We start from the raw sequence: 9033 nt of genomic DNA on the forward strand, positions 1-9033 counted from the left end.
GTACCTGGCTGGCCCGGTCGAGGAGAAAGACCTCACGAAGGCCGACCTCTTCGTCCGCCTCGTGATGCTGGAACAACTCCGCCTGGCCTTCGGTGAAGGCTACTATCCAAAATTCCACAAAGAGGCCCGCGCACACGGTGACAGCAACCTTTACCAAGGAGACGCCAAGTACCGGCGATACTTCATGGTGACCGCTTCCCGGGCGGCCGGGAAAGATCTCACGGACTTCTTTGTCAAGTGGGGTATGAAGCCGGACGCCGAGACGCGCGAGGCCATCGCCGCCCTCAAACTTCCGCAGCCCGGCCGTGACCTCACCAAGATCCGGCTGCCCGCGTACTCCGCAGGCTTCGGTGAAGCCATCGTGCAGGTCCCGGGTTCCACCACCACGGAGGAGACCGAGTACTGGGTGTTCTCCGGAGGCCGGTACGCCAGAGTCGCTGTCGAATCGGATGGCTCAAGCCGCATCGTGGTGTCCTGGCGGGACGTGACGGTCGAAAACTGGCCTTCGCTGAAGGGAAGGACTCAGGTGGACGCCGCCCTGGCACTGCCCGGCACCGACGGCGTGCACTACGTCTTCAGCGGTGATGAGTACGCCAAGATCAAGATCTCGGGTACTACGGACACTCAGCTTCAGGACTGGCGCAGTATCGCCGACTACTGGCCTTCCCTCAAAGGACGTCCGGCCGGGATCAGCGAAGCCGTGCCTGTCCCCGGTGCCGACGACGAGTACTACGTCTTCAGCGGTGATGAGTACATCAGAATCAAGATCGAGGGCACTACGGACAGTCGGCTCCAGGACTGGCGCAGTATCGCCGACTACTGGTCCTCACTCAGAGGACGAAGCACCCTCGACGCTGTGATGCGGGTGCCCGGCTCGGCCACCGCCACCCCCCAGTACTGGGTCTTCTCCGACGACGAGTACGCCACCATCGAACTCAAAGGAACACAGGATATCAACCTGCAAGGCTGGAGGCCCAAGGGAAAGGACTGGCCGGCACTGCGGCCCTGACCCTCGCAGTTCCTCGGCGGTGTGTCGCGGCTTCTTCGGCGAGGTCGACCGTCCCAGGCGAGGACAGGTGATGCAGCCACCAGCGGCCGACGGCCACCGCCTGCTCCGCGTCCGCCAGCCTGGCGGTGCACAACGGCCAGGAGGCCGGTCTCCCCATCCAGCAGGCCCTCGGCGCGACGCTGCCACAGCGTGCGCACGCCCAGACCGGTTGCCGCCTCGATCCGGTCGTCCAGAGGGGTCGGCGGCTTCGCCGCGGAGGCGGGCGCCGCAGGGACAGGGTCAGGAATGGGCGGTCAGTCCAGGCACATGTGCGCGTCGGGGTAGGCCTACCGCCCCGACCCCCGGCCCGTCACCCCCGTGGATCGGCCGGTGAGGTGGACTTAGAGCTCCTAACACAATGAGGTGGTTTTGGGCTGGTGGCCGTGTCCTGGTGGGGTGTTGGGCGTTGGCTGCGGTGTGAGTGGTGGGCCGTGGGTCGTGTTCGCGCGGGTGGGCCCTGGGGGCGGGCGCCGCACGCAGCGTGCGGCGATGGGCCAGTGCAGAGTGTCCGCCGGTTCTTCGCGGTGCTGGAGCGGCTGGCCGAGCCTCCGGGGCGGGTGGACGAGCTTCGGGTGCGGCATCTGGAGCGGTACCGGATGGCGCGGCTGGAGACGTGCGCGCGAGGCGAGTGGAGGCCGCTTTGTGCAGCTCAGCGCCGGTGTGATCGACAGTATCGTGTGCAACACCTGGGGCTACTTGATGTTGGGTAGGATCGCCGATCATGACTGATGACTGGCGGAACGACAGGATCGGTAGTGCCCTTCGGGGCGAGAACCCTGCGGTGCTCCGGAAGCTGGAGGCAGGATTCGCGGTGATCGGGGACGTCCAGTTCCTGCCGGGATACTCGGTGCTCTTGGTCGACGATCCCGTGGTGGAGCGGCTGTCGGATCTTCCGAAGAGCACGCGTCTGGCGTTCCTGTCCGACATGGACAAGCTGGGCGAGGCCGTTGAGCGTGCCTGCGGGCGGCTGGATCCAGCCTTCCGACGGGTCAATCTGGAGATCTTGGGGAACACCGACCCCTTCCTGCATGCGCATGTGTGGCCGCGGTTCGACTGGGAGCCGACTGATCTTGTGGGCCGCCCAGTGTGGCTGTATCCGCGTGAGCGGTGGAGCGACCAGCAACATGCCCTCGGCCCGCAACACGACGCGGTGCGTGAGGCGATCAGCGAGGAACTGGACAGTCTCCTCGCTTGACGTGTCCGGGTCCCTGGCCCGGACACGTCAGTGGCTGCCTCAGCCGCGTTGGTTCAGTGCTCTGGTCAGGTCCCGGTTGGCCGCCCTCGCGGCATCGAGGTCGGAGCGGGCATCCTCCAACGCGGAGGTCAGTTGGACGTTGTGCTGTTCCAGCCTCGTGATCTTCCGTTGGAGTTCGTCGATTTACGCCGGGGCTCCGAGCCCTGACTCTTGCCATGCCTGAGTTCCCAGCGCTTGCTGCGATCTACTCCGGCTTGCCGGGCGACGGCCGAGACGCTGATCGGGGCGCCGTTCTTCGCGGCGTTCTTGACTGCCGTGGCCACCCGCTGGCGGCGGCGCTCGGTGTCCTCCCGGCGGCCGTCACGCATGGCGGGGATCACGGTAGCCTCCAGGGCCTGACATCGGGAAATGGCTGGCCGACGCGGGGAATGCCCAGCATTACCGGGCGGCTGGGCGAACGCGGAACTCGCGGACCATTGCTCGCCCAAGGTGGCGGTCGCCCTTCCCAGCGGCAGGGGACCGTAACAGGCGGGGTGATCCCTGCTATACGGCGATGTGGCGGCGCACTCGATCGCCCAGCGGTGCCTTCGTCCGGCCTGCCGATTCGCGTTGGTCAGGCCCACGGGACTCAAGCCGCGCGGCGCGGGGGGCGCGACTCGCGACCAGCTGATGCGGTCACCGACGCGGTTTCGGCACACGGACCCATCCTGGACCCATATCGGGCCGGAAAACGCACCGGGCGTTCTCGGAATTCCGAGAACGCCCAGGTCAGCGGCTTGATCATCGGTGCGCCGCCAGGGACTCGAACCCCGGACCCGCTGATTAAGAGTCAGCTGCTCTAACCAACTGAGCTAGCGGCGCCTGCTGACGCATTCATCTTACCGGGTCGCGAGCGGTGCTCCCGACCGCGCGCGGCCGGTCCCGGAGCCGGGTCGGTGGTCCCGGGGCCGGGCCGCGGCCGTTGGTATCGTCGCGGGCATGGAGTGACGACCGGCCGCCCCCGTGACCGGGCGCCGCGGGAGCCCGGCTCCCGCGCCCGGGTGGTGTGGCGTGCCTGTGTACGCGGCAGTCATCACTCCTACCGGATGGGGTTCTCACTACTTATGACCGCATCGAGCGCACCAGTCCCATCAGCCGCTTCGGAGGCGGAGGACCAGGTCTTCCTCGACCGCCTCGCCGACCGGCTCGCCGGCCTCCCCGCCGTGCGGGCCGTCGCACTGGGCGGTTCGCGCGCGCAGGGGACGCACCGGTCGGACAGCGACTGGGATCTGGGCCTGTACTACCGGGGCGGGTTCGATCCCGCCGGGCTGCGGGGCCTCGGATACGCCGGGGAGGTGTCGGAGATCGGCGGCTGGGGCGGTGGCGTGTTCAACGGCGGCGCCTGGCTGACCGTCGACGGCCGCCGCGTCGACGTGCACTACCGGGATCTGGACGTCGTCGAGCACGAGCTGGCCGAGGCCGAGCGGGGGCGGTTTCACTGGGAGCCGCTGATGTTCCACCTGGCCGGCATTCCCAGCTACCTGGTCGTCGCCGAGCTGGCTGTGGGCCGTACGCTGCGCGGGCAGCTGCCGCGCCCCGGGTTTCCGGCGGCGCTGCGGGAGACCGCGCCCGCCCACTGGCGCGAGGGCGCCCGCCTGACCCTGCTGTACGCGAAGGCCAACCACGCCCCGCACGGCCGCCTGGCCGAGGTCGCCGGGGCGCTGGCCGCCGCGGCCGCGCAGACCGCGCACGCCGTTCTCGCGGCGCGGGGCGAGTGGGTGACCAACGAGAAGTCGCTGCTGCTGCGGGCCGGGCTGCGCGACGTCGACCGCGTCGTGGCCGGGCTGCGCCCCGAGCCCGGCGCGCTGGCCGGGGCGATCGCCGACGCCGAGGAGTTGTTCGCCTCGGCGGCCTGATCCGTCCTGGCGGGGCAGCCCGTGGGCCGGGGGCGGTTTCCGGCCTCGGCCCGCGGGGGCGGCGTACGGGGCTCAGCCCACGTCCAGCGCGTTCGGCAGCCCCAGCCGGTAGCGGATCTCGTCCTTCCGGCGCAGCGGCTCCAGCTCCGGCGGCACGTACAGCGGCCACACCCGGCACCGCTCGGCGGCCGAGCCGTCCGCGTCCAGCAGGGCGTTGACGGCCCGGCGCGCCGCCTCGTTGGCGCCCTCCATGGTGGCCAGGTCGATGTCGGTGGCCACGTAGTCCCCGGCGAGGAAGAGGTTGGGTACGGCGGTGGCGGCGGGCGGGCGGTCGTAGAGGGTGCCGGTGGGGTGGGTGAGTAGCTGCTCGCTGTTGGTCGGGGACGGGCCGCCGAGGCCCTGGACGGCCGGGTCCATGAACCATGAGTGCAGGTCGGTGTCGCGCAGCACCGTCTGCCCGGTGTCGTTCAGGCAGTCCTTCAGCTGCGCCCAGATCTCCCGGACGACCTGCTCGCGCGTGCACTGCTTGGCGGGCTTCGCGTAGAGGATGCCCGGCTTCTCCCATTCCGAGGCGATGGTCGACAGGCAGTCGGCCACCTGCCCGTCCCCGTAGTCGGCAGGGAAGTCGCGGCCGCGCCAGAACTGGCCCTGGCCGATTCCCGTCACCGACCACGGCGTGTCCACGAGGTCCAGGTGCCCGTGCACGAGGGGCATGCGGCGGCGCAGGTAGAACTGCACGCCGACCATCCAGTCCGTCACCAGCCGGTCGCAGCGCGCCAGCCGCGGGTCGGCGGCGCGCAGCGCGGGGCCCCAGGTCCGGCGGGCGTGCTCCACGGGCAGGGCGCTGAGGTAGTAGTCGGCGGTCGCGACGCGCGCGGCGCCGGTCGCCGGGTCGCGCAGGCGGACGCCGGTGATCCGCCCGCCGTCGTACGCCAGCTCGGTCACCTCGCTGCCGAGCCGGAAGCGCACGCCGAGCCCGCGCAGGTACGCCTCCCAGGGGCCGATCCACGCCTCGCTGGTCGGCGCGTTCAGCACCCGGTCCGGCTGGCCGTCGGCGCCGCGTCCCAAGATGTTGTAGACGAACGCCTGGAGGATGCGGGCGACGGTGCGGGTGCTGGCCTCCTCGGCCTTGGTGGCGACGATGTTGCGGGTGATGCCCACCGCCAGCAGCCGCTGGTAGTCGTACGACATGCGCTCGGCCCGTACGAAGTCCCACCACGGCATCCGCTCCCACTCCTGCTCGCGGCGCGCGTCGCAGCTGGTGAAGTGCACCAGGAGGCGGTTCGCGAAGTACAGCGTCTCGGTGGCGGGCAGGCGCAGCGCGGTGTCCAGCACCCCGGCGAGCAGCTGGACCAGGGCGTTCGGCAGCAGCTCGCCGGGGTCCGGCGGCGCGAGCAGCGTACGGAACGGGAAGCGCAGGTCGGGGCGGTGGCCGTTGCGGGGGAGCAGCACCTCGGTGGAGTTGACCAGGTTGTCGTGCACGCCGCGCGGGTTGCCGGGGAAGGGGATGCGGCGCAGCGTGTCGGGCAGGTTGCGGTAGAAGCCCGGGAAGAAGCGGAAGCCGTGCTCCCCGGGCAGGGGCCTGCGGCCGCCCGTGCCGGTCCCGGGTACGTCCATGCTGCGGGCCTTGCCGCCGAGGGCGGGCAGGCGCTCGTAGACCGTGACCGCGAAGCCCCGCTCGGCCAGCTCGTGGGCGGCGCTCAGCCCCGAGACGCCGCCGCCGAGCACGGCCACGGTCCGCCGCCGGTCCGCCGCCGCCCCGCCGGTCGCCGTGGCCCTGCCGGTCGTCGCCGTCCTGTCGGCCGCCGCCGCTCCGGAGGCCGCGCCGCCCAGGGCCAGGGCGCCGCCCGCCCCGCCCGCCGTGCCCAGGAAGTGCCGCCGTGTCCTGTCGCCGCCCGCCATCGCCGCGTCCCCTTCGCTCGCTCGTGTCGTCGTGTGGTGCCGGTCCGGCCGCGGCCTTCTGACGGCTCGCGTCCGGGCGTCCGCCGTGCCGGGCCCGTCCGCCGTCCCGCCGGTCGTCGCCGCCGGTCGACCGCCCCGCGCGGGCCGCCGCCGCGTGGGGCGGTCGCGCGCGGGGCGGTCATATCGACAGCGACAGCAGGACCGGCGCGGCCTCGCGGTTCAGCGTCCGCGCCGCGTGCCGCAGCCGGTGCGCCCGGGACACCGGCAGCGACAGCGCCAGGCAGCCCGCGGCGCGCCCGCCCGCCGGGGCCGCCGGGGGGACGGCCGTCGCCGGTACGGCCGCGCAGACGGTGCCGACCGCGTACTCCTGGAGGTCGAGCACGGGCGCGCCGGGCGACTGCGCGTCCAGCCTGCGCAGCAGCGCCTCCGCGCTGGTGGTGGTGCGCGAGGTGAGCCGGACGGCCCGGTGCCGGGCGAGGTGGTCGCGGCGGCCGTCGGGATCGAGCTGGGCCAGCAGGCACTTCCCGGCCGCCATGGCGTGGGCCGCCGACCGGAAGTCCACCCATTCGTGGACCCGCGGGGTGCCGGGTCCGTCGGCGCACTGCGTGATCGCGATCTCGCCGTCGACGTACCAGGCGACGTAGACCGCCGCGCCCACGGCGTCGCGCAGCGCGCCGAGCGCCCGGCGCAGGGCGTCCGCCGCGGCGGCCTCGCGCGCGGCGCCGGTCGAGCCGAGCAGCAGCAGGGACGGGCCCGGCACGTACGCGCCGTCGGGGATCCGCCGCACGTACTCCTCGCGGAGCAGCATGCGCAGCAGGGGGTCGAGGCGGGCGGGTGCGAGACCGGCCTCGCGGGCGAGCTGGGGGCCGGGCACGCCGCCGCCGGCCCGCCGGGACACGACGTCCAGGACGCGCAGCGCGTGCCGGACCGCGCGGAACGGCGCGGTCGGCTCGGGACCGAGCGCCACGGCCACCCCCTCACAGGTCGTGATCGGCTGTGTCGGATACGTCATCAAAGATAGCGACGGAAAGCCGGGCCGGTGGCGGGTGTTGACAAATCTTCAGTCGTGGAGCCTGCTCTCGGCGGCCGTCGCCGGGGGCGCGCGGTCTGGGGCGATGCGCCGGGGGCGGCGCGCGGTGGCCTCCCCGGGACTGGCCGCGCCCCCGGGGCCTCTGCGCGCCCGTCGGCCGCCGCGCCCGCGTCCGGCCCGCCCCTGGTCCGGGCCGTACGGGCCCGGGGCCGCCCTTGATCCGTTCGCGCGCGGGGCGGACCCATACGACAGTGGTTTTCAGGGCGGATGGGAGGAAAGTCGATGACAAGCCGATTTGTTCGAGTGTCGCTCGACAAGCGCGGGGTGAGCTGTACCGCGCGACTCCTCGCCGACCGCGCGCCCGCCACCTGCGAGGCGGTGTGGAGCGCGCTGCCGCTGGGAGGCGCCGTCTACCACGCCAAGTACGCGCGTAACGAGATCTACGCGCTGATGTCGCCGTTCGCTCCGCGCGAGCCGGCGCTGGAGAACCCCACGATCACCCCCATCCCCGGCGACCTGTGCTACTTCACCTTCACCGACACCACGCTCAACACGGCGGCGTACGGGTACGGGCCCCAGGCCAGCGACGTGCTGGGCCAGCGGACGGTGGTCGACCTGGCGCTGTTCTACGAGCGCAACAACCTGCTGGTCAACGGGGACACCGGCTTCGTGCCCGGCATCGTGTGGGGCTCGGTGATCGACGGCCTGGAGCGGATGGCCGACGCCTGCCACGACCTGTGGCGGGCAGGGGCGCTGGGGGAGACGCTGAGCTTCCACCGGGCGTGACCGCTCGGGAGCGCCTGCCGGGGCGCGGGCCCGCGCCCTGCCCTCCCGCGCGGGCCGGCGGAGACGGGCCTTCGGACCGCCCGGGACCCGCGAATCCGCGCCGAAAACGACAACTGTGCTGCCGGACACGGCAAAGAAACCGTTTGGAAACGTAGATCCGGTTGGCTATTGCAGCCACGCGGCGAGGCGTGCCCACATCACGCGACGCCGCGCGGCGCGACGCCGAAGGCGCGCGGACCGACCACGCCAGGCACGCGGCCACCCCGCGGTCGCCGGCGACCGTACGTCCCGCGGCCCCGGCCTTCCGCACCACCCGCCCGTGACCACTCCGAACGTCAGCCGCCGTCTGCATTGGGACTCGACATGGACATCTCCTTCCTGGGTGGCCCGCACCCGCGGCGCGGCGTGGGCGTGGTGGCGCCGTTCGACTTCGCGCTCGGCCGGGAGCTGCGCCGCTGGGTACCGGACGAGGTGTCGCTGCACCTGACCCGAACGCCGTTCGTCCCCGTCGAGGTGAGCATGGACCTCGCGCGGCTCGTCAGCGAGCACGAGACGCTGCGCGAGGCCGTGGGGACGCTGTCCGCCGTCGCCCCGGAGGTGGTCGCCTACGCGTGCGCCTCGGGCAGCTTCGTGGACGGGGTCGCGGCGGAGCGGGCCATCTGCGCGGCCATGGCGCAGGTCGGCCGGGTGCCCGCGGTCACCACGTCCGGCGCGCTGCTGCGCGCGCTGGCCGAGGTCGGCGCGCGCCGCGTCGCGCTGGTCACCCCTTACACCCGCTCGGTCACCGACGCGCTGGCGGAGTACCTGGCCGAGGCCGGGGTCACGGTCACCGGGCGGGCCAGCCTGGGCCTGACCCGGCACATCTGGAAGGTGTCCTACCGCGAGGTGGCCGAGATGGCCCGGCGGGCGGCGGTCGAGGCGGCCGACGCGCTGTTCATCAGCTGCACGAACCTGCCGACGTACGACGTGATCCCGCAGTTGGAGGCCGAGCTGCGGATGCCGGTGCTGTCCGCCAACCAGGTGACGATGTGGTCGGCGCTCCAGGCCGTCGGGGAGCGGGCGGTCGGCCCGTACCAGTCGCTGGTCGACCCCGCGGCCCGCTCCGGACCCGCGGCCCTGCGCGCGGGCGGCCTGCCGGGCCTCCCGCCCCGCCCGGGCCGCCGCGCGCGCCCGGCCG

At 72.6% G+C, this 9033-nt stretch carries 8 protein-coding genes and 1 tRNA gene; 5 read left to right on the plus strand and 4 right to left on the minus strand.

Features of this window, described 5'->3' with window-relative positions:
- On the plus strand, positions 1 to 1009 hold a 1009-nt coding region (locus tag RKE29_RS24615; protein WP_312007808.1), incomplete at its 5' end, for a M60 family metallopeptidase.
- Positions 1010 to 1769: 760 nt separating this feature from the next.
- Entirely contained in the window at positions 1770 to 2243 is a 474-nt protein-coding gene (locus tag RKE29_RS24620; RefSeq protein WP_312007809.1) for a diadenosine tetraphosphate hydrolase, read from the plus strand.
- Between the two features lie 128 nt (positions 2244 to 2371).
- Here RKE29_RS24620 and RKE29_RS24625 read toward each other — a convergent pair whose 3' ends face one another.
- Positions 2372 to 2623 carry a hypothetical protein gene (locus RKE29_RS24625; protein WP_312007810.1) on the minus strand — a complete coding sequence of 84 codons (252 nt, stop codon included), beginning with the start codon at positions 2621 to 2623 and terminating at the stop codon, positions 2372 to 2374.
- Between the two features lie 407 nt (positions 2624 to 3030).
- Positions 3031 to 3104: transfer RNA gene (locus RKE29_RS24630), tRNA-Lys, on the minus strand.
- A gap of 242 nt (positions 3105 to 3346) precedes the next feature.
- On the opposite strand from RKE29_RS24630, the gene RKE29_RS24635 reads away from it, so the two are divergent.
- The gene (locus RKE29_RS24635; RefSeq protein ID WP_312007812.1) at positions 3347 to 4138 is read left to right on the plus strand and encodes a nucleotidyltransferase domain-containing protein; all 792 of its coding nucleotides are present in this window, start codon (positions 3347 to 3349) and stop codon (positions 4136 to 4138) included.
- A gap of 72 nt (positions 4139 to 4210) precedes the next feature.
- On the opposite strand, the gene RKE29_RS24640 is transcribed toward RKE29_RS24635, so the two are convergent.
- Positions 4211 to 6040 carry an FAD-dependent oxidoreductase gene (locus RKE29_RS24640; protein WP_312007813.1) on the minus strand — a complete coding sequence of 610 codons (1830 nt, stop codon included), beginning with the start codon at positions 6038 to 6040 and terminating at the stop codon, positions 4211 to 4213.
- A gap of 178 nt (positions 6041 to 6218) precedes the next feature.
- A complete protein-coding gene (locus RKE29_RS24645) occupies positions 6219 to 7007 on the minus strand; it encodes an IclR family transcriptional regulator C-terminal domain-containing protein (protein ID WP_312007816.1) in 789 nt (262 codons plus the stop codon).
- 345 nt (positions 7008 to 7352) lie between these two features.
- Here RKE29_RS24645 and RKE29_RS24650 point away from each other — a divergent pair, with 345 nt between their 5' ends.
- Both RKE29_RS24650 and RKE29_RS24655 read left to right on the plus strand, forming a co-directional pair.
- Complete coding sequence (locus RKE29_RS24650) at positions 7353 to 7856, plus strand: DUF3830 family protein (protein ID WP_312007814.1); 504 nt, start codon at positions 7353 to 7355, stop codon at positions 7854 to 7856.
- A gap of 363 nt (positions 7857 to 8219) precedes the next feature.
- The coding region (locus RKE29_RS24655; RefSeq protein WP_312007815.1) for an aspartate/glutamate racemase family protein at positions 8220 to 9033 on the plus strand (814 nt) is incomplete at its 3' end.

Source organism: Streptomyces sp. B1866, from assembly GCF_031932565.1.
Classification (GTDB): Bacteria; Actinomycetota; Actinomycetes; order Streptomycetales; family Streptomycetaceae; genus Streptomyces.

What these genes read in the sequence shown, in the direction of transcription:
- RKE29_RS24620 (WP_312007809.1), top strand. Translation starts at nt 1,770, where the DNA reads ATGACTGATGACTGGCGGAACGACAGGATCGGTAGTGCCCTTCGGGGC.
- RKE29_RS24635 (WP_312007812.1), top strand. Translation starts at nt 3,347, where the DNA reads ATGACCGCATCGAGCGCACCAGTCCCATCAGCCGCTTCGGAGGCGGAG.
- RKE29_RS24640 (WP_312007813.1), bottom strand. Translation starts at nt 6,040, where the DNA reads ATGGCGGGCGGCGACAGGACACGGCGGCACTTCCTGGGCACGGCGGGC.
- RKE29_RS24650 (WP_312007814.1), top strand. Translation starts at nt 7,353, where the DNA reads ATGACAAGCCGATTTGTTCGAGTGTCGCTCGACAAGCGCGGGGTGAGC.